The following is a 20,754-nucleotide window of genomic DNA, read 5'->3' on the forward strand; positions in this document are numbered from 1 at the left end:
GGCCCGACCGTGCAACGTCCCCCCACACTCGCCGCGTTGATCTGTGCGGCCGCGCTGCTCCTCACGGCCTGCGGCGGCGAGGAGAAGGACACCACCAGCCCGAGCACCCCCTCCGGCGTCAGCGCGCAGGCGGGCAGTGCCACGTCCGTCCATGTCATGTGGCAGCACGCCACCGATGACACGGCCGTCACCGGATACGAGGTCTTCCAGAAGGGCACCAAGGTCAAGTCGCTGCCTGCCACCAAGCAGATGGTGGACATCGACCGGCTGGCGCCGAAGACCGCGTACAGCTTCACCGTGCGAGCGCGTGATGCCGCCGGGAATCTGTCGAAGGCGAGCGCCGCGATGGCCGTCATCACTCCGGCCCCCACGCCGGAGGACAAGAAGGCGCCCACGCGGCCGGCCACACTGAAGGGCAGGGTCGACGGAGGCCGGGCGGTGACCCTCAGTTGGGGGAAGTCTGCGGACAACATCCAGGTCACTTCGTACGACATCTACCAGGAGGACACCCGTATCCACAGCGTGTCCGGCACCGAGACGACCGCCCAGGTCGGCGGACTGCGGCCGGGGACGGTCTACACCTTCACCGTGCGCGCCCGCGACGCGGCGGAGAACTCGTCCCCCGACAGCACCGCTGTCGACGTCACCACCCCCGCCGCGCCCGGCAAGGGCCCGAGCACGGCTCCCACGGACCTCGAGGCGACGGCCCGCAAGGGCAGCATCGACCTCACCTGGACCCCGCCGGACACCGGAGGGGAGCCCGTGGAGGCCCACGAGTTGTACCTCAACGGGAAGCCGGCCACGACGATCGTGTGGGGCGCGATGCCGACGGGGCCGACGGCGACGTACACGATGACGGTCACCGACAAGCCGGGCACGCGCTACAGCATCAAGCTGCGGGCGAAGCTGCCGGACGGGAAGTGGGGGGACTTCTCGGCGCAGCGGACGGTCGTGGTGCGGTAGGGGGACGCCACCCTCGGCACAATGGTGTCGGCCCCGCCCCTCACCAGCCGAAAGGCGTCACCCCGTGAACACCCCAGCCGCCCCCGCCCCCACCCACCGCGTCCAGATCGAGTACTGCACCCAGTGCCGCTGGCTCCCTCGTGCCGCGTGGCTGGCGCAGGAGTTGCTCACGACCTTCGAGGCCGAGCTGGACGAGCTCGCTCTCAAGCCCGGGACCGGTGGGGTGTTCGTCGTGCGGGTCGACGGTGACGTCGTGTGGGACCGGCGCGAGCACGGGTTTCCCGAGCCGACCGCCGTCAAGCGGCTCGTGCGGGACCGCGTGGCGCCCGGGCGGACGCTCGGGCACTCCGACAGGTCGGCGGAGTAGACGTCCGGCCCGGCCGGACATGACGACGCCCCCGGTGCTGTGCGGTACCGGGGGCGTCGATGAAGCCAAGAGGATCAGCCGCGGAGCTGCTCGTACGCCGACAGCGTCAGGAAGTCCTCGTAGTCCTCGTCCAGCGCGACCCTCAGCAGGAGGTCGTGCGCCTGCTGCCAGTTGCCGGACTCGAAGGCATCGTCGCCCAACTCGGCGCGGATCGCGGCCAGTTCCTCCGCCGCGACCGTGCGTGCCAGTTCCGGCGTCGCCCGCTCGCCGTTCTCGAAGACCACGCCCGCGTTGATCCACTGCCAGATCTGCGAGCGGGAGATCTCGGCGGTGGCCGCGTCCTCCATCAGGTTGAAGATGGCGACCGCGCCCAGGCCCCGCAGCCAGGCCTCGATGTAGCGGATGCCGACCTGGACGGCGTTGCGCAGGCCGTCGTAGGTCGGCCTGGCGTCCAGGGAGTCGATCGCGATCAGGTCGCCGGCCGCCACCGAGACGTCCTCGCGCAGCCGGTCCTTCTGGTTGGGCTTGGTGCCCAGGACCGCGTCGAAGGAGGCCATCGCGATCGGGACCAGGTCCGGGTGCGCGACCCAGGAGCCGTCGAAGCCGTCGCCCGCCTCGCGGTCCTTGTCGGCCTTGACCTTCTCGAAGGCGACCTTGTTGACCTCGGCGTCACGCCGGGACGGGATGAACGCCGCCATGCCGCCGATGGCGTGCGCGCCGCGCTTGTGGCAGCTGCGGACGAGCAGTTCGGTGTACGCGCGCATGAACGGCGCCGTCATCGTCACCGCGTTGCGGTCCGGCAGTACGAACTTCTCGCCGCCGTCCCGGAAGTTCTTGACGATCGAGAAGAGGTAGTCCCAGCGGCCCGCGTTCAACCCGGAGGCGTGATCGCGCAGTTCGTAGAGGATCTCCTCCATCTCGTACGCGGCGGTGATCGTCTCGATCAGGACGGTCGCGCGGACGGTGCCCTGCGGGACGCCGACGTAGTCCTGGGCGAAGACGAAGATCTCGTTCCAGAGGCGGGCCTCCAGGTGCGACTCCGTCTTCGGCAGATAGAAGTACGGACCCTTGCCCAGGTCGATCAGCCGCTTGGCGTTGTGGAAGAAGTAGAGGCCGAAGTCGACCAGCGCGCCGGGGACCGGGCGGCCGTCGAGCTGGAGGTGGCGTTCGTCCAGGTGCCAGCCGCGGGGGCGCATCACGACGGTCGCGAGCTCGTCGGCGGACTTCAGGGCGTACGACTTCCCGGACTTGGGGTCGGTGAAGTCGATACGGCGCTCGTAGGCGTCGATCAGATTGAGCTGGCCGAGGACCACGTTCTCCCACGTGGGGGCCGAAGCGTCCTCGAAGTCGGCGAGCCAGACCTTGGCGCCCGAGTTGAGGGCGTTGATGGTCATCTTGCGGTCGGTCGGACCGGTGATCTCCACGCGGCGGTCGTTCAGCGCCGCGGGTGCCGGGGCGACCTTCCAGGAGTCGTCGGCGCGGATGGCGGCCGTGTCCGGGAGGAAGTCCAGCGTGGAGGTGCGGGCGATCTCGGCGCGGCGTTCGCCGCGGCGGGCGAGCAGTTCGTCACGCCGGGGCGTGAACCGACGGTGCAGCTCGGCCACGAAGGTGAGTGCCGCGTCCGTGAGGACCTCTTCCTGCCGGGGCAGGGGCTCGGCTTCGACGATGGCCAGCGGGGACGGCGCTGGTGCGGACATGAGCTGTCACTTCCTTCAGCGGGCGATGCCTGACGGCCGCCGGGCGCAGGGGTGCGGCACTCGGTGCCGCAAGAGCCGAGATGCGGTCGCGGGCGCTTGTGTGGTGTCGGGCGCTTCTGACCAGTGGATAGTAGTTTCCTCATGGTGGAAGTTCAATGGTTTGTTGATATCGAGATTCTCCGGGTCGACAGACCATGGCTCTGAGTGCCACGCCGTTCACTCAAGGTGTGCCCTGCCCTCGAGGTGTCCCGGCCGCTCGCCGCGTGCCGGTCATTCGAGGTGCGCCAGATCCTCCGTCGTGTCGATGTCGTACGCCTCCGCGATGTCGCCGCACTCGACGAGCTCGATCGCGTCGGCGTGTTCCTTCAGATACGCGCGGGCGCCACGATCGCTCACCGCACTCGCCGCGATCGCCTTCCAGTGCTCCGCCCCGAAGAGCACCGGATGTCCCCGTTCCCCCGCGTACGAGGCCGCGGCGAGCGCGTCCCGGGACCGGTACGCGGCCCGCACCCGCGCCACCGCGGGCGCGCCGATCCCCGGCTGGTCCACCAGACAGACGAGCGCGGCGTCCGCGGGCGTCGCGGACAGGGACTCCAGTCCGGTGCGCAGCGACGACCCCATGCCGTCCTGCCAGTCCGCGTTGTCGACGACGACGCAGCCGGACAGATCGGCCTCCTGCCGTACGCGGTCGGCCGCCGCGCCGAGGACCACGTGCACGGTGTCGCAGCCGCCCTCGCGCAGCACCCGAACCGCATGCTCCACCAGTGGCCGCCCGCGGTGCGACAGCAGTGCTTTCGGGCGGCCGCCGAGGCGCCGCCCGCCGCCCGCGGCGAGCAGCAGTCCGGCGACGACGGGTTCGTTCGGTGCGTGTGCCATGAGGACTCCCTACCTCAAATATGGGCGCCCGCGCAGCCGCCGGCCCAGCCCCCGGCTCCTGCCCACACGCGGACGGCACACGCCCGGCGGCCCCACCGGCACGCCCACCGCACCCACGCCGCGGTACGCCTGTCCGCCGCAGCAGTACACGTTCGGCAGGCCCGCCGGTCACCTCGCGCCCGCCACGGCGAAGAGGAAGACCGGTCGGAATCCGGTCATCGCCGACGTCGCCACCGTCGTGCTCGGCGCGCTGGCCGGCGGGGGAGTGTTCCTGGCGCTCTCCGGCCGGAACGACGACAAGAACGACGCGTCGCAGAGCCAGGGCACGGGCGAGGACACGGGCGAGGACACGGGCGAGGACACGGGCGATCAGGGGCCCGCCGCCTCCGACCCCGACGTCCTGAATTCGGTCCGTGCGGTGGCGCGCACGGACCCGTATGGCGTTAACTTGCCCGCGACCCTGGGTGTCCGGCCAACAACGGTCGGTCAGAGGCCGGCACCACGACGTGCGAGGGGGAGAGCTTTGTTGCGGAGCGTGGGGCAGACGCGGGTGACAGGGAGCGGCGAGGACCCGAGAACGACGGAGCTGCGCGCTGCCGTCGCCCGGCTCCGCCGTGAACTCGCCGGTCACCCGCCGGAGTTCCCCGACCGGGACATCGCCGAGGACGAACTCGCCGTGCTGGCGGCGATGGTCGCGGCCGGCGACCCGGAGGTCCCCCGGATGCGGCGGTCGCTGCTCCTGATCGCCGGGGCGATCGGTTCGGTGAGCGCGCTGGCACCGGCGCTGATGCAGGTGCGCAACGCGATGGACCTCTTCGGCGAGGTGCCGCGCTAGACGTGCCGGTACGGCCCGTTCGCGCCGCCGCGCCGCGCCGCGCCGCGCCGCGCCGCGCAGGGCGGGTGCGTACCCGGAACGGGCAGGCCCGCACTTGGGCCGTACCCGCCGCCGGCCGGGCGAGGAACCCGGCCGGAGGCGGAGTCACTTCACGAGCAGGTGCAGGATCGTGACGACGGCGATGCCGACGAGAAGCGCCGTACCGACCGCGGGGTGAACGAACGCGATGTACGTCGCGCCGGCACCGGCGAGCATCAGGACGGCGGTACGGGTGTCGAGGCCGTTCATCGGCGGCTCCCCCTGACATCGTCGGAACCTGCTTCGTCGGAACCTGCTTCTTCGGAACCTGCTTCTTCGGAACCTGCTTCGCCGTGGGCGGCGGGGACTCGGTGCGTCGGCATGCTGATCGCTGAACTCCTTCTCCGTGCTGCCGGGCTGTCGGGATGCCGGCACGGGAAGACTGTGCCGCCGGATCGTACGGTTCGGACTTGTCCGGTGTGTTCTCGCAGGTAAGGTCCGGAAAACGGTGATGTTGTCCCGGGACAGGGTGGACAACCGGGGCAGCCACGCAGGGGGACATGTGACCGCGCGCAATCGGGGAGGCAGGCCCTGGGGGCCGATCCGGGCAGAGAGCGAAGAGGCCGAGGAGCTCGCCCTCTTTCTGCGCGCACAGGTCGACGCCAGCGGCAAGACGTTGAAGACGCTGGCCGAACAGGTCCATGTGTCCAAGTCGCAGATCAGTCAGCAACTGGCCGGGAAGGTCCCCGGCCGGCGATTCGTCACCGACCTGATCCGCGCCACGATTCCCGAGCCACGGCTGCGCGAGCGGCGACTGGACGAGGCCGGGAGACTCCTCCGGGCCGCTCTCAGCCCCTCGCCGGACAGGACGCCTCCCGCCCCCGTGCGTTCACCGGCTCTGGAGCTCGCCGAGGTACGTGCCCAGCAGGTCGACGTCTACGACCGGCTCACCCGCTCGCTGGAACAGCAGAACCAGCTCCGGGAAGCCGGCGGCAACTCCGCCAAGCTCGTCATGGTCCTGCTGACGATGATCAACAAGTTGGAGGGGCGGATCAGCGACCTGACCGACGAACGCGACCAGCTCCGCGCCTCCCACGCCGATCCCACGGTCCTGCGGCAGACGCAGCATCAGCTCACCCGTGCCCGGGAGCAGGAGCAGCGGGCCGAAGCGGAACTGCAGCGCGCCCAGGAGAAGCAGCGCCAGGCAGAGCAGCTCGCCGAGCGGGTTCAGGCCCGCGTCGACGAACTCACCGACCAGCTGGACCGGCTGCGCTCCGGCGCCACCGACGGAACACGGGACGAAGATCGCCCCCCGGTGCCCCGGCCTGAGCGGGCCTGCGGAACCGCGGACCCGGTCGGCGACGACATCGAGCAGGCTCTCCGCAGGGCATCCGCCGTCAACGAGCAGGACGGCCACGTACTGCGGGACATCGCGCAGGACTTTGCCCCGGACTCCGCCGGAGTTGTCCCGGAGAAGGAGCCGGACAACCCCGCAGGCAGCCACTTCTCCGAGGACAACGTCCAGACCATCTGGCCCGCCATCGTCGCGGCCGGACAGATCAGGGGCGACTACCGGGAAGCCGTCCGGCTGAGCACCCTCCTTGTCGCCGCGTCGGAGAAGACGGGCCGGCCGGAGGACCCGCTCACCCTCGCAGTGCGGCACACGCTCGCGCATTGGCGGAGCAAGGCGGGTGACACCTCCGGCGCGGCCGAGGCCTTCGCCGAGCTGCTCGCCGTGCGCAAGCGCGTACTGGGTCCGGAACACCCCGACACGCTGGCCACCCGGCACAACCTCGCCGGTCTGCGAGGCGAGGCGGGCGACCTGGCCGGCGCGGTCGAGGCATTCGCCGAGCTGGTCCCGTTGCTCGACCGGGTGCTGGGTCCGGAACACCCCGCCACGCTGGCCACCCGGCACAATCTCGCCAACTGGCGCGGGCAGGCGGGGGATGCGGCCGGCGCGGTGGAGGCTTTCGCCGAGCTGCTTCCCGTGGTGGTGCGGGTGTTGGGCCCGGAGCACGCGGACACGCTGGCCCTCCGGAGCAGTTTCGCCGTCTGGCACGGTGAGGCGGGGGATGCGGTCGACGCGGTGGAGGCCCTCGCCGAGCTGCTTCCGGTGCAGGAGCGGGTGCTGGGCCCGGAGCACCCGGAGGTGCTCACCACCCGGCACCTTCTCGGCAGGTGGCGGGGCGAGGTGGGAGATGTGTCCGGCGCTGTCGCGGCCCTGGCCGAGTTGCTTCCGGTGCAGGAACGGGTGCTGGGTCCGGAGCATCCGCGCACGCTCGCCACCCGGCACGAGGCCGCTCGCTGGCAGGGTGAGGCCGGCAACGCCGTCGGCGCGGTACGGGCCCTGGCCGAACTGCTCCAGGTGCGCGAGCGGATGCAGGGGCCGGATCACCCGGTCACTCTGGAGAACCGGCGCCACCTGGTGCGGTACGAAGGCCTGGCAGGGGATGTGGCCGGTGCGGTCGCAGCGTTTGCCGAGCTGCTTCCGGTGCAGGAGCGGGTGCTGGGTCCGGAGCATCCGCGCACGCTCGCCACCCGGCACGAGCTCGCCGGTCTGCGGGGTGTGCTCGGGGATGTGCCCGGTCAGGTGGAAGCCTGGGCCGAGCTGCTTCCGGTGCAGGAGCGGGTGCTGGGTCCGAGGCACCCGGACACGCTCGCCACCCGGAACAAGCTGCTCCGCCGGCGCCTCCAGGCACGTGGCTGAACTCCCGGGGCGCTGAGCGCCCGGCGCGACGCGTGGGGCAGTGGCAGTCCGCCGGGATCCGTCAGCCGTTCCCGCCGGCCGTGTTCGCCAGCGCCGTCGACAGGTCCTGCGCGACCTCCTGGAGGATCGGCACGATCCTCTCCGTGGCCGCCTCGGTGACCCGTCCGGCGGGGCCCGAGATGGAGACCGCCGCGGCTGTCGGTGAGTTCGGCACGGACACCGCGAGGCAGCGCACGCCGATCTCCTGCTCGTTGTCGTCCACCGCGTACCCGCTGGCCCGGACCAGTTCCAGCGCCTCCAGGAAGCCCTCGGGTGTGGTGATCGTCTTCTCGGTGGCGGCCGGCATGCCCGTCCTCGCCAGCAGGGCCCGCACCTCGTCCGGCGGGGTGTGCGCCAGGAGCGCCTTGCCCACACCCGTGGAGTGCGGCAGGACCCGCCGGCCGACCTCGGTGAACATGCGCATGGAGTGCTTGGACGGCACCTGGGCCACGTAGACGATCTCGTCGCCGTCGAGCAGCGCCATGTTCGCCGTCTCGCCGGTCTCCTCGACCAGACGGGCCAGATACGGACGCGCCCAGGTCCCGAGCAGCCGGGACGCGGACTCGCCGAGACGGATCAGCCGGGGGCCGAGCGCGTAGCGGCGGTTGGACTGCTGGCGTACATAACCGCAGGCCACGAGCGTGCGCATCAGGCGGTGGATCGTGGGCAGCGGCAGACCGCTGCTGGCGGAGAGTTCGCTCAGTCCGACCTCGCCGCCCGCGTCGGCCATTCTCTCGAGCAGGTCGAAGGCACGCTCCAGGGACTGCACGCCGCCGCTGTTCGCGGCCTTGGCTGCATCGGTGGTGCTGGCGCTGGACGTCGGCACGGCAACGGTCCTTTCGGGCAGGGCGGGCAAGTCAGCAGCCTACCGGGCGGCTGTGACCGGCACACTGCTCCCTTCACGGCGTCTCTGCCGGTCAGGGGTTGTTTGTCCCTGTGTCGGCGGACACCTCCGAGGGGCCGTGGCGCCCGCCTTGGTTGAAGCAACGTTCTGCTCTGTGAAATCTTACTTCCACTTTGTGGAAACGTCCAAGGTGCCGCTTCGGGCTCGTCGGATCGACGCCTCCGGGGTGGTTCGCTCGCGCGCCTGCGGTCCGGGGGGATGATCCCTTCGCAGGTCACGGGCGGCTCCGGCGGTCGGGAGGGGTCTTGACGGACCGCACCGAGGAGTGAAGACTCCTTCAACAGTTCGTTGAATTTTTGCCGCACGGAACGGAAGTGAGGGGCACGGGTGGCCGATGTGGACGTGAACCTGGTACTGCGCTCGACGCGGGTGATCACCCCGGACGGAACGCGGGCCGCGGCGGTCGCCGTCGCCGGCGGCAAGATCGCGGCCGTGCTCCCGTACGACGCCGAGGTGCCGGCCGGGGCCGGGCTGGAGGACGTCGGCGACGACGTCGTCCTTCCCGGCCTGGTGGACACCCACGTCCATGTGAACGACCCCGGCCGCACCGCGTGGGAGGGCTTTTGGACCGCCACCCGCGCCGCCGCCGCGGGCGGTATCACCACGCTGCTCGACATGCCCCTGAACTCCCTTCCGCCCACCACGACCGTCGACAACCTGCGGACCAAGCAGGACGTCGCACGGCCCAAGGCCCACGTCGACACGGGCTTCTGGGGTGGCGCGATCCCGGACAACACCAAGGATCTGCGGTCACTGCACGACGCCGGTGTCTTCGGCTTCAAGTGCTTCCTGTCGCCGTCCGGGGTGGAGGAGTTCCCGGAACTCGACCAGGAGCAGCTCGCCCGCTCCATGGCCGAGATCGCCGGCTTCGGCGGACTGCTCATCGTGCACGCCGAGGACCCGCACCACCTGGCCGCCGCTCCCCAGGAGCCCGGCCCCCGGTACGCGGACTTCCTCGCCTCCCGGCCCCGCGACGCCGAGAACACCGCCATCGAGAACCTGATCGCCCACGCCAAACGGCTGAACGCGCGGGTGCACGTCCTGCATCTGTCGTCCAGCGACGCACTGCCGCTGATCGCCGCCGCCAAGGCGGAGGGGGTGCGGATCTCCGTCGAGTCCTGCCCGCACTTCCTCACCCTCACCGCCGAGGAAGTCCCGGACGGCGCCACGGAGTTCAAGTGCTGCCCGCCCATCCGTGAAGCCGCGAACCAGGACGCGCTCTGGGCCGGCCTGGCCGACGGCACCATCGACTGCATCGTCTCCGACCACTCACCCTGCACCACCGACCTCAAGACTCCCGACTTCGCCTCGGCCTGGGGCGGTATCTCCTCGCTTCAGCTGGGACTCCCGGCGATCTGGACCGCGGCACGCGGGCGCGGCCGTTCCCTGGAGGACGTCGTGCGGTGGATGTCCGCAGGCCCGGCCGAACTCGCCGGGCTGACCCACAAGGGCGCCATCGAGGCCGGCCGCGACGCCGACTTCGCCGTCCTCGCCCCGGACGAGACCTTCACCGTCGACCCGGCCGAGCTGTACCACCGCAACCAGGTCACCGCGTACGCGGGCAAGACCCTTTACGGCGTCGTCCGTTCGACCTGGCTGCGGGGCGAGCGCATCGTGGAGAACGGCACCCTGGCGGAGCCGACCGGCCGTCTGCTCGAAAGGAACAACTGACCGTGTCCATCCCTTCCTTCACCGGTGACGCCAGCCCCTACGGCGGCGGCGACCCGTATGCCGACTACCGCACGGCCGACTTCCCCTTCACGCACCACGCCGACCTCGCCGACCGGCGCCTGGGCGCGGGCGTCATCGCCGCCAACAACGAGTTCTTCGCCGAGCGCGAGAACATGCTGAAGCCCGAGGCGGCGGAGTTCGACCCGGAGCACTTCGGCCACAAGGGCAAGATCATGGACGGCTGGGAGACCCGCCGCCGCCGTGGCGTGGGCGCGGAGCAGCCGCACCCGACCGACGACGACCACGACTGGGCGCTCGTACGCCTCGGGGCGCCCGGTGTCGTACGCGGCATCGTCATCGACACCGCGCACTTCCGCGGCAACTACCCGCAGGCCGTCTCCGTCGAGGCGACCGCGGTGGCCGGGTCCCCCTCGCCGGAGGACCTGCTCGCGGACGACGTGAAGTGGACCGCGCTCGTACCGCGGACGGCCATCGGCGGCCACGCGGCCAACGGCTTCGTCGTCGACGTCGAGCAGCGCTTCACCCACCTGCGCGTCAACCAGCACCCCGACGGCGGCATCGCGCGCCTGCGGGTGTACGGCGAGGTGACACCCGACCCGGCGTGGCTCGACGTGCTCGGCACCTTCGACCTCGTCGCGCTGGAGAACGGCGGCCGGGTGGAGGACGCGTCCGACCGCTTCTACTCCCCGGCCACCAACACCATCCAGCCGGGCCGCTCCCGCAAGATGGACGACGGCTGGGAGACCCGCCGCCGCCGGGACAAGGGCAACGACTGGATCCGTTACCAGCTCGTGGAGCAGTCCGAGATCCGCGCGGTGGAGATCGACACGGCGTATCTGAAGGGCAACAGCGCGGGCTGGGCGGCGATTTCGCTGAGCGACGGTGAGACGGGGGAGTGGGCGGAGATCCTCCCGCGGACCCGGCTCCATCCGGACACGAACCACCGCTTCGTGCTGGCCGCGCCGGCGGTGGGCAGCCGGGTGCGGATCGACATCTATCCGGACGGCGGGATCTCGCGACTGCGGTTGTTCGGGTCGCTGACGGCGGACGGGGCGGCGCGGCTGAGGGCGCGGCACCAGGAACTCGGGGGCTGAGGCTGCTCCGGTTCTGACCTTCGCGGTCCGGGCCGAGCCGTGGATTTCTGTCCGCGGCTCGGCCCGGGCGCCCGGCCGCGCCGGGGTACGGCCTTCGGCCGTGTCCTCAATCGCCGGACGGGCTTGATTTCCGACCCGGTTCGTCAATCCGGGCCGGACGGGCTTGATTTCCGACCCGGTTCGTCAATCCGGGCCGGACGGGCTGGATTTCCGACCCGGTTCGTCATGCCGGGCGGGACGGGCTTGATTTCCGACCCGGTTCGTCATGCCGGGCGGGACGGGCTGGGTTTCCGCCCGGGTTCGTCGATCCGGGGCGGACGGGCTGGGTTTCCGCCCGGGTTCGTCATGCCGGGCGGGACGGGCTTGATTTCCGCCCCCGGCGTTACGCCGCGTGGCCGCCGTCCACCGCCAGTTCCGCTCCCGTGATGTACGACGCCTCGTCGCTCGTCACATACGCGACCAGCGACGCCACCTCCTCCGCGGTACCGAAGCGGTCCAGTGCCGTGCCCGCCTTCTGGGCAGGCGCGTACGGGCTGTCCGACGGGTTCATGTCCGTGTCGATCGGGCCCGGGTGGATCAGGTTCGCCGTGATGCCGCGCGGGCCCAGTTCGCGGGCCAGCGCCTTCGTCAGGCCCGTCAGGGCCGACTTGCTCATCGCATAGAGCGAGCCTCCCGGCCCCGGCACGTACTTCGTCATACAGGAGCCGATGGAGACGATCCGCCCGCCGCGCTCCATCCGGGCCGCTGCCGCCTGGGAGGCGAGGAAGACCGCGCGGACGTTCACCGCCAGCACCCGGTCCACATCGGCCGTCGCCAGGCTGTCGACCGGTCCGAGTACGCCGACACCGGCGTTGTTGACCAGGATGTCCAGCCGGCCGAGCGCGTCGGCCGCGCGGCCGACGGCAGAGGCGGCGCCTTCCGAACCGGCGGCGTCCGACCGGAGCGCGACGCCCCGGCGGCCCGCCGCCTCGATCTTGCGGACCACCTCCTGGGCTGCCTCCTCGCTCCGCACATAGGTGATGGCGACATCGGCGCCTTCCTGCGCGAGTCGCAGCGCGATCGCCGCACCGATTCCGCGGCTGCCACCGGTCACCAGAGCTGTCCTGGACATGAGTTCCCCTTGTGATGATGTGTCATGACGTGTCGTAACGACTGATGACATCAAGCAAAGCGGCCCGGCCTCCCCGCTGCTGGCGGCAAACGGACGTTGAATCCCGGTGTGACCCTTCGGCGGGCGTCCTCACACCGGGTGACCGATGAGATCCCGGCGCCGGCAGGGTCGTAGCTGATGACCGCATCACCACCGGGGGAACACGAGCAACGGAAGCAGGTGCCTCTCATGGGGAAGCTCTCGATCACCACCTTCGTCTCTCTCGACGGCGTCATGCAGGGACCGGGAGGGCCCGAGGAGGACCGCCGTGACGGCTTCGACCTCGGTGGCTGGACCGTTCCCTACGCGGACGACGACTTCGGCCATTTCATGGACAGCGTCTTCGGCCGCGTCGGTGCGTTTCTGCTGGGCCGCCGGACGTACGAGATCTTCGCCGGGTTCTGGCCGACGGTGACCGACCCCGACGACCCGATCGCCTCGAAGCTCAACTCCAAGCCGAAGTACGTCGTCTCCACCACGATGGAGCGGGCCGACTGGGAGCCGTCCACGATCATCCGCGGCGATCTCGCCCAGGAGATCCCCGCGCTCAAGGAGCGCACGGACGGTGAGGTGCAGGTCCACGGCAGCGGCCGGCTCGCCCACTCGCTGCTGGAGCACGATCTGATCGACACCCTCCACGTGCTGACCTACCCCGTCGTGCTGGGCAAAGGGCTGCGGCTCTTCCCGGAGGGCGCGGTGCCCACGGCGTTCCGGCACACGGACGCCCGCACCACCGGCAGCGGCGTGACGATCCAGACCTACGAACTGGCCGGCCGCCCCGAGTACGGGACGTACGGGGCCTGACAGCCCGGGAGTGCACGGTTGCTAGGTTGGACCGCCATGCGATCACTCCCGTACGACATCGAATTCCGCAGCCGAGCACGGCGTGTTCAGGCCTGGGGCGTCGGACTGCTCGCGCTCTCCAGCCTGTTGTGGGTGTGGTTCGGGGTGCTGCTTCTGACGCCTTACGACGCCGACGGTACGAGCTACGAGTGCGAGGCACGTCTGTTCACGGACCGGTCCACCGCCAACGAAGGGCTCGGCAACGGCTCTTGGTGCCCCGCCGAGCGGGACTGGCCCGAACTCATCGCTGTGCTCGGGCTGTCCGTTCCCGTCTCCGTCGTCGGCGCGGTGCTCTTCACCAGCGGCACGGTGAGCAACCGGATGAGCGAGCACCTGGCGGAGGTGACCCGGCTCAACGAGGCGAAGGCCTGACGGTTCCCGTCCGCCGGCATCGCCGGCTTCCGGCGTCCGTCGTCACTTGAGGTTGTCGGCCATCATCATCACCGCGAAGCCGACCACGGCGATCACGATGTTCGTGAGCAGGGCCGCATCCCCGAGGAAGGAGACGTTCTCCGTCAGGAAGCGGGTGAAGGCCATGAAGCGGAACCAGCCCGTGAGCTCGCGGATCACGCCGCAGCCCCCCAGCACGAGCATGATCAGGCCGGCGCCTTCGAGAATCTTCTTCATGCCCGCGATCGTCGTGCCGCACCGTGCCCCGGCGCGTCGGCCCTCGGCATGCACTCCTGCTCCGAAAGTCTCCACGTCGGCGACTTTGGTAGCTTCCCGTCCGTCCCGGCCTGTCCGACGCCTCCCACCTGCGTAACTTGGTCGGTATGACGCGTACGGAATACCCCTGGCTGCTGCCCTCGGCCATGGCGGACCCCCAGGAGCCCGATCCACGGGGGGAGACGTCCACGGGCCGGCGCCGGCGGACCGTGCGCGACTGGATCGTGGACACCTGCGCCTTCGTGCTGGCCGCGTTGTTCGGACTGATCGCCGCGGAGGCCAGCGACCAGTACAACACCTCCGAGATGGTGGTCCTCGCCGATCAGCTGCTGGGTGCGGCGGCGTGCTGCGCACTGTGGGTGCGGCGGCGCTGGCCGGTCGGCCTGGCCCTGGTCCTGACCGTCGCCACCGTGCTCACGCCGGTCGCCGGGGGCGCGATGCTGGTGGCCGTCTTCAGCCTCGCCGTGCACCGGCTGTTCAGGCCGGTCGCCCTGGTGGGACTGGTCGCGCTGGTCGGCTCCGTCGTGCAGCCGCTGGTGCGCCCCGACCCGACGGTGAACTACTGGGTGTCGATGATCGCCGGGGTCGTCCTGCTGCTGCTGGCGATCGGCTGGGGCATGCTGGTACGCGCCCGGCGCCAGCTGGTCGTGGCGCTGCGGGAGCGGGCCCTGCGGGCCGAGACGGAGGCAGAGCTCCGGGCCGAGCAGGCCCAGCGGCTGGCCCGTGAGGCCATCGCCCGCGAGATGCACGACGTGCTCGCCCACCGGCTCACCCTGCTCAGCGTGCACGCGGGCGCCCTCGAATTCCGGCCGGACGCGCCACCCGCCGAGGTCGCACGGGCCGCCGGGGTGATCCGCGACAGCGCACACGACGCGCTCCAGGACCTCCGCGAGATCATCGGCGTGCTCCGGGCACCCGGCGAGGGCGACCACGGCGACCGTCCGCAGCCGACGCTCGCCACGCTCGAGGCGCTGGTCGCCGAGTCCCGCGAGGCCGGGATGAAGGTGACCCTCGACAACCGCATCACCGACACGGCATCCGTCCCGGCGATCGTGGGGCGCACCGTCTACCGCATCGCCCAGGAGGGCCTCACCAACGCCCGCAAACACGCGCCGGGCGCCGAGGTCACCGTCGCCGTCGGCGGAGGCCCGGGCGACGGGGTCACCGTCGCGGTCGACAATCCCGCTCCGGTCGATGACGTCGGCACCGTGCCCGGTTCCGGCCAGGGGCTGATCGGGCTCACCGAACGGGCCTCGCTCGCCGGCGGCAGCCTCGAGCACGGAGCCACCGGAGACGGCGGATTCCACGTCCGGGCCTGGCTACCGTGGGCCGCATGACTATCCGGTTGCTCGTCGTCGATGACGACCCCCTGGTCCGAGCCGGCCTCTCGTTCATGCTCGGCGGGGCCGACGACCTCGAGATCGTCGGGGAGGGCGCGGACGGTTCCGAGGTACCGGAACTGATCGACCGCCTCTCGCCCGACGTCGTGCTGATGGACATCCGGATGCCGACGGTGGACGGACTGCGCGCCACCGAGGAGCTGCGGCGCAGGCCCGACGCCCCCGAGGTCGTCGTGCTCACCACGTTCCACGCGGACGAGCAGGTGCTGCGGGCGCTGCGGGCCGGGGCGGCCGGGTTCGTCCTCAAGGACACCCCGCCGGCCGAGATCGTCGCCGCGGTGCGGCGGGTGGCCTCCGGGGACCCGGTGCTCTCCCCGGCCGTGACCCGCCAGCTGATGTCGCACGTCGCCGACCGGGTGCCCGACCCGCGCCGCGGCACCGCGGCCCAGCGCCTGCACTCGCTCGCGGAACGGGAGCGGGAGGTGGCGGTCGCGGTGGGCCGCGGCCAGTCCAACGCGGAGATCGCGGCGACGCTGTACATGAGCGTGCCGACCGTGAAGACCCATGTGTCGCGCATCCTCGCCAAGCTGGATCTCAACAACCGTGTCCAGATCGCGCTGCTCGCGCACGACGCGGGCCTGCTGGACGAGGAGGGGCCGACGTAGGCTGGCGGGGTGGCGATCATCGATCTGGGGGAGTACGGGGCGGACTTCGTCGCCGATCCGTATCCGTACTACGCGAAGTGGCGCGAGGCCGGTCCCGTCCATCAGATGCGCGGGGCGCAGGGCGACGAGTTCTGGCTGATCGTCGGCCATGAGGAGGCGCGCGCCGCGCTGGCCGACCCGAGGCTGCTGAAGTCACCGGCCGTGGTCGGCCGGATGATGCTGGACGAGCGGGTCATCGGGCCGAATCTGCTGGTCCTGGACCCGCCGGACCACACACGGCTGCGCAGACTGGTGGCGCGGGAGTTCACCGGACGCCGCGTGGAGCAACTGGCCCCGCGCATCCGGCAGATCACCGATGAGCTGCTCGACGCGATGCTGCCTGCGGGGCGGGGCGACCTGGTCGACGCCCTCGCCTTCCCGTTGCCGATCATCGTCATCTGTGAGCTGCTGGGCGTGCCGGCCGCGGACCGTGACGCCTTCCGCGCCTGGTCCAACGAGGTGGTGGCACCCTCCGGGCAGGCCGAGCTGGAGGGGGCCGTCGACGAACTGGCCGTCTATCTCGACGACTTGATCGAGGACAAACGCTGCCAGGGGCCGACGGGTGACCTGCTGTCCGCCCTGATAACCGCCCGCGCGGAGGACGACGACCGGCTCTCGGCCGCCGAACTGCGGGCACTGGCCTATCTGCTGCTGATCGCGGGCCACGAGACGACGGTCAATCTGATCGGCAACGGCGTACGGGCCCTGCTCGCGCACCCCGATCAACTGGCCGCCCTGCGCGCCGACCTCTCCCTCCTGGACGGCGCGGTCGAGGAGATGCTGCGCTACGACGGACCGGTGGAGGCGGCGACCGTGCGCTTCACCGCCGAGTCCCTGCGGATCGGCGACCGGACGCTCCCGGCCGGCGCGATGGTCCTGGTCGGCCTCGCGGCGGCCGACCGCGACCCGGCCCGCTACGGGGCCCCGGACACCTTCGACATCCGCCGCGACACCCGCGGCCATGTGGCGTTCGGCCACGGCATCCACTTCTGCCTGGGCGCGCCCCTGGCCCGCCTGGAAACCCGGATCGCTCTCCAGTCGCTGCTCATCCGCTGCCCCGACCTCTCCCTGGACCCGTCGGCGGGCCCGCCGGAGTGGATCCCGGGGCTGCTGATGCGGGGCGTACGCAGCCTCCCCGTGCGCTGGTAGGGCGACGATGGCGCACCGGGCGCGGTAGGTCGTCGTGACCGACGGCGGCAGAAGCACGAGAGCGGCAACGGATACCGAGGAGCCCCACCATGACCGGATTTGACCTCGGCCTCGCGCAGAAGGTCCTCGACAGCCAGCCCTTCAGCCGGCTGCTCCAGGCGCGCATCACCGCGTTCGGGGACGGGGCCGCCGTGCTGGAGCTCGATGTACGGGACGAGTTGCGGCAGCAGAACGGGTATCTGCACGGCGGTGTCCTCGCCTACGCCGCCGACAACTCGATCACCTTCGCCGCCGGCACCACCCTCGGGCCCGCCGTCCTCACCGCGGGGTTCTCCGTGCAGTACGTCCGGCCCGCCACCGGGGTGATCCTCCGGGCACGGGCCACCGTCGTGCACAGCGGGCGGCGGCAGGCCGTGGTGCGGTGCGATCTTCTGGCGGTGGGGGAGGGCGGCGAGGAGACACTGTGCGCGGTGGCCCAGGGCACGGTGCTCTCGGCCCAGACGCCCTGAGGCTGCCGCACGTGCCCCGGACGTTCTGAGGCCCCCTCACGTGCCCGGATGTTCTGACCGTGGGCCGGCTCAGGTGCCCCGGACGTCCCGACCGCGGACCCCTCAGGCGCCCGCGATCTCCTCCAGCCGCACCGGCCTGTGCTCACGGCGGGACAGTTCGCACGCCTCCGCGATCCGCAGAGCCGTCAGCGCCTCCCGTCCGTCGCACGGATTCGTGCCCTCGCCCTGGACCATCCGGACGAACGCGTCCAGCTCCGCCTCGTACGCGGGGGCGAAGCGTTCCAGGAAGCCCGGCCACGGCTTGTCGGCCGCCGGGGCGCCCTGCGGCTCGGTCGAGCTGATCGGGGTGCGGTCGTCGAGACCGACCGCGACCTGGTCCAGTTCGCCCGCGAGCTCCATCCGGACGTCGTAGCCGGCGCCGTTGCACCGTGTGGCCGTGGCCGTGGCGAGCGTCCCGTCGTCCAGGGTCAGCACCGCGGCCGCCGTGTCGACGTCGCCCGCCTCGCGGAACATCGGCGGTCCCGCGTCCGAGCCGGTCGCGTAGACCTCCACCACCTCGCGCCCGGTGACCCAGCGCAGGATGTCGAAGTCGTGGACCAGACAGTCCCGGTACAGGCCGCCCGACAGCGGCAGATAGTCGGCGGGCGGCGGCGCCGGGTCGGAGGTGATCGCCCGGACCGTGTGCAGGCGGCCGAGGGCTCCCGACCGCACCAGGTCGCGGGCCACGGTGTACCCGGCGTCGAAGCGGCGCATGAAGCCGAGCTGGAGCTCCGTACCCGCCGTCTCCACCTCGCGCAGCGCACCCAGCGTGCCCGGCAGGTCCACCGCGATCGGCTTCTCGCAGAAGGCGGGGAGCCCGGCCCGGGCGGCGCGGCCGATCAGTTCCGCGTGGGAGGCCGTCGCCGAGGCGATCACCACCGCGTCCACGCCCCAGGTGAAGATCTCGTGCGCGCTGGGCGCCGCCGTGGCCCCGGTCCGCTCGGCGACCGCGGCCGCCCTCGCCGGGTCGGCGTCCGCCACGACCAGGGATCCGACCTCCCGGTGGCGGGCGAGCACGCCCGCGTGGAAGGTGCCGATTCGTCCGGTTCCGATCAGTCCGATGCGCATGGCCCAAAAATGGAGCCGGGCCGGGCACTGTGTCAAGACTTTGTCCTGACAACCGAACTTCACGACTTCCCGTCAACATGAGCGGCGACTACGCTCGGCCCGTGCCCAAGCAGCCCAGACACGTGACGGACTCGTCCCTGTCTCTCCAGCTGAGCGTGGACCGCACCAGTCCGGTCCCGCTCTACTTCCAGCTGTCGCAGCAGCTGGAAGCGGCCATCGAGAGAGGAACCCTCACCCCCGGCAGTCTGCTCGGCAACGAGATCGAGCTGGCCGGCCGGCTCGGGCTGTCCCGACCCACCGTCCGCCAGGCGATCCAGTCCCTCGTCGACAAGGGCCTGCTGGTGCGCCGCCGCGGCGTCGGCACCCAGGTCGTGCACAGCCAGGTCAAGCGTCCGCTGGAGCTCAGTAGCCTCTACGACGATCTGGAGGCGGCCGGTCAGCGGCCCGCCACGATCGTCCTGAGCAATGCCGTCGAGAGCGCGAGTGCCCAGGTCGCCGCGGCTCTCGGCGTCACGGAGGGCAGTGAGGTCCAGCTGATCGAGCGGCTGCGGTACGCCCACGGCGAGCCCATGGCCCTGCTGCGCAACCACCTGCCCGCCGGACTGCTCGACTACGACACCGCGCGGCTGGAGGCCACCGGTCTGTACCGGATGATGCGCTCCGCGGGCATCACTCTGCACAGTGCCCGCCAGTCCGTCGGGGCGCGGGCCGCCAGCGGCCCCGAGGCGGAACTCCTCACCGAGGAGGCCGGCGGGCCGGTGCTGACCATGGAGCGCACCACCTTCGACGACACCGGCCGCGCCGTCGAGTTCGGCTCGCACATCTACCGCGCCTCGCGCTACGCCTTCGAGTTCCAGCTCCTCGTACGCCCCTGAGCGCGGCCGGAGACCTTCCGGCGGACGACGGACATGATCAGGTCACGTAAGAATGTCCTTCTGGTAAGAATGTTCGGACAAAGTCTTGACGGGGTGCGGCCGTCGCCGTAGAAACTCACCCAGCCGCAACCGGGCGGCCGGGAGAGAAGGCGGACCCCACCATGCGAACCCACCGCAAGGCAGCAGCCGTGCTCGCCGCATGCGCCCTGGTCGCCGTCGCAGGATGCAGCAGTTCCGGCGGCAAGGAGGCCAAGGAGGACACCTCCAAGGACGGCGGAGGCGGCGTCCCCGCGGCCACCGAGCGCCTCAAGATCGCCATGGTCACGCACTCCGGTGAGGGCGACACCTTCTGGGACATCGTCCAGAGCGGCGCCAAGGTCGCGGCCAAGAAGGACAACGTCGAGTTCCTCTACGCCGCCAACAAGGAGGGCAAGGAGCAGGCGCAGCTCGTCCAGACCTACATCGACCAGAAGGTCGACGGGATCATCGTCACCCTCGCCAAGCCCGAGGCGGTCGGCGCCGTCGTCAAGAAGGCCGTCGCGGCCGGGATACCCGTCGTCACGATCAACTCCGGCGCCGAGTTCTCCGAGGCGCTCGGCGCACTCAGCCACATCGGCCAGGACGAGGCCGTCGCCGGCGAGGCGGTCGGCGAGGAACTCAACAAGCGCGGCAAGAAGAAGGCGCTCTGCGTCATCCACGAGCAGGGCAACGTCTCTCTCGAAGCCCGTTGCGCCGGAGTCAAGAAGACCTTCAAGGGCACGGTCGAGAACCTCAACGTGGAGGGCACCAACATGCCCGCCTCCACCTCCTCCATCGAGGCGAAGCTGCAGAGCGGCAAGGACATCGACTCCGTGGTCACGCTCGGCGCCCCGTTCGCCGCCGCCTCCGTCAAGGCCAAGTCGGGCGCGGGCTCGAAGGCGGAGGTCAACACCTTCGACCTCAACGCCGAGGTGGTCAAACAGCTCAAGGCCGGCGAGATCGGCTTCGCCGTCGACCAGCAGCCCTACCTCCAGGGCTACCTCGCCATCGACGAGCTGTGGCTCAACAAGACCAACCTGAACGTCATCGGCGGCGGCAAGCCCGTCCTCACCGGCCCGGCGCTCGTCACCGAGAAGGACGTGCCCACGCTGGAGAAGCTCACCGCCGACGGAACCCGATGACGTACCCGGCCCACCCGATGCCGACCCTCCCACCTGCCGTGACACATACTTGGGCGGCC

At 71.0% G+C, this 20,754-nt stretch carries 21 protein-coding genes; 14 read left to right on the plus strand and 7 right to left on the minus strand.

Annotation, left to right across the window (positions count from 1 at the left end):
• Positions 1-9 precede the first annotated feature (9 nt).
• Together ACQPWZ_RS28870 and ACQPWZ_RS28875 are read left to right on the plus strand one after the other, a co-directional pair.
• Positions 10-963, plus strand: coding sequence for a fibronectin type III domain-containing protein (locus tag ACQPWZ_RS28870; RefSeq protein WP_433572759.1), 954 nt, complete (start codon positions 10-12; stop codon positions 961-963).
• Positions 964-1,027: 64 nt separating this feature from the next.
• A complete protein-coding gene (locus tag ACQPWZ_RS28875) occupies positions 1,028-1,330 on the plus strand; it encodes a SelT/SelW/SelH family protein (protein WP_313943304.1) in 303 nt (100 codons plus the stop codon).
• 74 nt (positions 1,331-1,404) lie between these two features.
• On the opposite strand, the gene aceB is transcribed toward ACQPWZ_RS28875, so the two are convergent.
• On the minus strand, positions 1,405-3,027 hold the full coding sequence (aceB, locus tag ACQPWZ_RS28880; protein ID WP_433572760.1) for a malate synthase A: 1,623 nt from the start codon (positions 3,025-3,027) through the stop codon (positions 1,405-1,407).
• Positions 3,028-3,297: 270 nt separating this feature from the next.
• On the minus strand, positions 3,298-3,903 hold the full coding sequence (locus tag ACQPWZ_RS28885; protein ID WP_433572761.1) for a nucleotidyltransferase family protein: 606 nt from the start codon (positions 3,901-3,903) through the stop codon (positions 3,298-3,300).
• 523 nt (positions 3,904-4,426) lie between these two features.
• On the opposite strand from ACQPWZ_RS28885, the gene ACQPWZ_RS28890 reads away from it, so the two are divergent.
• Positions 4,427-4,738, plus strand: a complete 312-nt coding sequence (locus ACQPWZ_RS28890; protein ID WP_340478055.1) for a DUF5955 family protein — start codon at positions 4,427-4,429, stop codon at positions 4,736-4,738.
• Between the two features lie 144 nt (positions 4,739-4,882).
• On the opposite strand, the gene ACQPWZ_RS28895 is transcribed toward ACQPWZ_RS28890, so the two are convergent.
• On the minus strand, positions 4,883-5,026 hold the full coding sequence (locus ACQPWZ_RS28895; RefSeq protein ID WP_340476210.1) for a hypothetical protein: 144 nt from the start codon (positions 5,024-5,026) through the stop codon (positions 4,883-4,885).
• A gap of 292 nt (positions 5,027-5,318) precedes the next feature.
• Between ACQPWZ_RS28895 and ACQPWZ_RS28900 the strand changes: the two genes are divergently transcribed.
• On the plus strand, positions 5,319-7,463 hold the full coding sequence (locus ACQPWZ_RS28900; protein ID WP_433572762.1) for a tetratricopeptide repeat protein: 2,145 nt from the start codon (positions 5,319-5,321) through the stop codon (positions 7,461-7,463).
• A 61-nt stretch (positions 7,464-7,524) separates the two neighbouring features.
• Here ACQPWZ_RS28900 and ACQPWZ_RS28905 read toward each other — a convergent pair whose 3' ends face one another.
• Complete coding sequence (locus tag ACQPWZ_RS28905; RefSeq protein ID WP_340476212.1) at positions 7,525-8,328, minus strand: IclR family transcriptional regulator; 804 nt, start codon at positions 8,326-8,328, stop codon at positions 7,525-7,527.
• Positions 8,329-8,733: 405 nt separating this feature from the next.
• Here ACQPWZ_RS28905 and allB point away from each other — a divergent pair, with 405 nt between their 5' ends.
• Positions 8,734-10,077, plus strand: a complete 1,344-nt coding sequence (allB, locus tag ACQPWZ_RS28910; RefSeq protein ID WP_340476213.1) for an allantoinase AllB — start codon at positions 8,734-8,736, stop codon at positions 10,075-10,077.
• Entirely contained in the window at positions 10,074-11,192 is a 1,119-nt protein-coding gene (gene alc / locus ACQPWZ_RS28915) for an allantoicase (protein WP_433573883.1), read from the plus strand. Before allB ends, alc begins: the two co-directional genes overlap by 4 nt.
• Positions 11,193-11,574: 382 nt before the next feature.
• Here alc and ACQPWZ_RS28920 read toward each other — a convergent pair whose 3' ends face one another.
• A complete protein-coding gene (locus ACQPWZ_RS28920; protein WP_433572763.1) occupies positions 11,575-12,303 on the minus strand; it encodes an SDR family NAD(P)-dependent oxidoreductase in 729 nt (242 codons plus the stop codon).
• 228 nt (positions 12,304-12,531) lie between these two features.
• Here ACQPWZ_RS28920 and ACQPWZ_RS28925 point away from each other — a divergent pair, with 228 nt between their 5' ends.
• Positions 12,532-13,146 carry a dihydrofolate reductase family protein gene (locus ACQPWZ_RS28925; RefSeq protein ID WP_433572764.1) on the plus strand — a complete coding sequence of 205 codons (615 nt, stop codon included), beginning with the start codon at positions 12,532-12,534 and terminating at the stop codon, positions 13,144-13,146.
• Between the two features lie 36 nt (positions 13,147-13,182).
• Entirely contained in the window at positions 13,183-13,557 is a 375-nt protein-coding gene (locus tag ACQPWZ_RS28930; protein ID WP_340476216.1) for a hypothetical protein, read from the plus strand.
• A gap of 42 nt (positions 13,558-13,599) precedes the next feature.
• Here the strand turns inward: ACQPWZ_RS28930 and ACQPWZ_RS28935 are convergent, their stop codons facing one another.
• Positions 13,600-13,812 carry a hypothetical protein gene (locus ACQPWZ_RS28935; protein WP_384434160.1) on the minus strand — a complete coding sequence of 71 codons (213 nt, stop codon included), beginning with the start codon at positions 13,810-13,812 and terminating at the stop codon, positions 13,600-13,602.
• Positions 13,813-13,958: 146 nt separating this feature from the next.
• Between ACQPWZ_RS28935 and ACQPWZ_RS28940 the strand changes: the two genes are divergently transcribed.
• From ACQPWZ_RS28940 to ACQPWZ_RS28955, 4 genes are all read left to right on the plus strand, one after another.
• Complete coding sequence (locus ACQPWZ_RS28940) at positions 13,959-15,188, plus strand: sensor histidine kinase (protein WP_433572765.1); 1,230 nt, start codon at positions 13,959-13,961, stop codon at positions 15,186-15,188.
• On the plus strand, positions 15,185-15,856 hold the full coding sequence (locus ACQPWZ_RS28945; RefSeq protein WP_340476219.1) for a response regulator transcription factor: 672 nt from the start codon (positions 15,185-15,187) through the stop codon (positions 15,854-15,856). Before ACQPWZ_RS28940 ends, ACQPWZ_RS28945 begins: the two co-directional genes overlap by 4 nt.
• 9 nt (positions 15,857-15,865) lie before the next feature.
• Positions 15,866-17,044, plus strand: a complete 1,179-nt coding sequence (locus ACQPWZ_RS28950; RefSeq protein ID WP_433572766.1) for a cytochrome P450 family protein — start codon at positions 15,866-15,868, stop codon at positions 17,042-17,044.
• Positions 17,045-17,133: 89 nt separating this feature from the next.
• Complete coding sequence (locus tag ACQPWZ_RS28955) at positions 17,134-17,553, plus strand: PaaI family thioesterase (RefSeq protein WP_340476221.1); 420 nt, start codon at positions 17,134-17,136, stop codon at positions 17,551-17,553.
• Between the two features lie 102 nt (positions 17,554-17,655).
• On the opposite strand, the gene ACQPWZ_RS28960 is transcribed toward ACQPWZ_RS28955, so the two are convergent.
• Positions 17,656-18,660, minus strand: coding sequence for a Gfo/Idh/MocA family protein (locus tag ACQPWZ_RS28960; RefSeq protein WP_405573767.1), 1,005 nt, complete (start codon positions 18,658-18,660; stop codon positions 17,656-17,658).
• Positions 18,661-18,815: 155 nt separating this feature from the next.
• On the opposite strand from ACQPWZ_RS28960, the gene ACQPWZ_RS28965 reads away from it, so the two are divergent.
• Together ACQPWZ_RS28965 and ACQPWZ_RS28970 are read left to right on the plus strand one after the other, a co-directional pair.
• Positions 18,816-19,535 carry a GntR family transcriptional regulator gene (locus ACQPWZ_RS28965; RefSeq protein ID WP_405576022.1) on the plus strand — a complete coding sequence of 240 codons (720 nt, stop codon included), beginning with the start codon at positions 18,816-18,818 and terminating at the stop codon, positions 19,533-19,535.
• Between the two features lie 161 nt (positions 19,536-19,696).
• The gene (locus ACQPWZ_RS28970) at positions 19,697-20,695 is read left to right on the plus strand and encodes a sugar ABC transporter substrate-binding protein (protein ID WP_433572767.1); all 999 of its coding nucleotides are present in this window, start codon (positions 19,697-19,699) and stop codon (positions 20,693-20,695) included.
• Positions 20,696-20,754 lie beyond the last annotated feature (59 nt).

The sequence above is a fragment of the Streptomyces sp. CA-251247 genome, assembly GCF_050952975.1.
Classification (GTDB): domain Bacteria; phylum Actinomycetota; class Actinomycetes; order Streptomycetales; family Streptomycetaceae; genus Streptomyces; species Streptomyces achmelvichensis.

What these genes read in the sequence shown, in the direction of transcription:
- aceB (WP_433572760.1), bottom strand. Translation starts at nt 3,027, where the DNA reads ATGTCCGCACCAGCGCCGTCCCCGCTGGCCATCGTCGAAGCCGAGCCC.
- ACQPWZ_RS28885 (WP_433572761.1), bottom strand. Translation starts at nt 3,903, where the DNA reads ATGGCACACGCACCGAACGAACCCGTCGTCGCCGGACTGCTGCTCGCC.
- ACQPWZ_RS28895 (WP_340476210.1), bottom strand. Translation starts at nt 5,026, where the DNA reads ATGAACGGCCTCGACACCCGTACCGCCGTCCTGATGCTCGCCGGTGCC.
- ACQPWZ_RS28920 (WP_433572763.1), bottom strand. Translation starts at nt 12,303, where the DNA reads ATGTCCAGGACAGCTCTGGTGACCGGTGGCAGCCGCGGAATCGGTGCG.
- ACQPWZ_RS28925 (WP_433572764.1), top strand. Translation starts at nt 12,532, where the DNA reads ATGGGGAAGCTCTCGATCACCACCTTCGTCTCTCTCGACGGCGTCATG.
- ACQPWZ_RS28930 (WP_340476216.1), top strand. Translation starts at nt 13,183, where the DNA reads ATGCGATCACTCCCGTACGACATCGAATTCCGCAGCCGAGCACGGCGT.
- ACQPWZ_RS28935 (WP_384434160.1), bottom strand. Translation starts at nt 13,812, where the DNA reads ATGAAGAAGATTCTCGAAGGCGCCGGCCTGATCATGCTCGTGCTGGGG.
- ACQPWZ_RS28940 (WP_433572765.1), top strand. Translation starts at nt 13,959, where the DNA reads ATGACGCGTACGGAATACCCCTGGCTGCTGCCCTCGGCCATGGCGGAC.
- ACQPWZ_RS28945 (WP_340476219.1), top strand. Translation starts at nt 15,185, where the DNA reads ATGACTATCCGGTTGCTCGTCGTCGATGACGACCCCCTGGTCCGAGCC.
- ACQPWZ_RS28955 (WP_340476221.1), top strand. Translation starts at nt 17,134, where the DNA reads ATGACCGGATTTGACCTCGGCCTCGCGCAGAAGGTCCTCGACAGCCAG.
- ACQPWZ_RS28960 (WP_405573767.1), bottom strand. Translation starts at nt 18,660, where the DNA reads ATGCGCATCGGACTGATCGGAACCGGACGAATCGGCACCTTCCACGCG.
- ACQPWZ_RS28970 (WP_433572767.1), top strand. Translation starts at nt 19,697, where the DNA reads ATGCGAACCCACCGCAAGGCAGCAGCCGTGCTCGCCGCATGCGCCCTG.